Raw genomic sequence first — 474 nt, forward strand, 5'->3', positions numbered from 1 at the left:
AACATCCGCTGGCAGAACGGAAATTAAAAAATGTAACCTCTGAGCATTTGCAATCCTTCTTTGATTTGCTTTCCTTTGGGGGAGTTCATCCCGATGGAAAAGAGAAAAAGGGTTACAGCAAAGATTATATCCATTCTTTTTCCGCAGTCATGCAGCAATCTTTCCGTTTTGCAGTATTTCCAAAGCAGTATATTACGTTCAATCCCATGCAGTATATTAAACTGCGGTATCAGACGGATGAAGTGGATTTGTTTTCCGATGAGGATATGGACGGAAATATCCAACCAATTTCACGAGAAGATTATGAAAGATTACTTGCTTATCTGCAAAAAAAGAACCCAGCCGCAATACTTCCAATCCAGATAGCTTATTATGCCGGACTCCGTATTGGAGAAGCCTGCGGTTTGGCATGGCAGGATGTAAATCTGGAAGAACAATGCCTTACCATAAGACGCAGCATCCGATATGATGGCT

1 protein-coding gene is annotated in these 474 nt (G+C 41.4%); it reads left to right on the forward strand.

Annotation, left to right across the window (positions count from 1 at the left end; genetic code table 11):
* Nucleotides 1-474 (forward strand): tyrosine-type recombinase/integrase (locus G4417_RS16595; protein ID WP_173684245.1); only part of this gene is annotated, 474 nt, incomplete at both ends.

Origin of the sequence: Blautia wexlerae, assembly GCF_013300825.1 — a bacterium.
In the GTDB taxonomy this organism is placed as follows: Bacteria; Bacillota; Clostridia; order Lachnospirales; family Lachnospiraceae; genus Blautia_A; species Blautia_A wexlerae_B.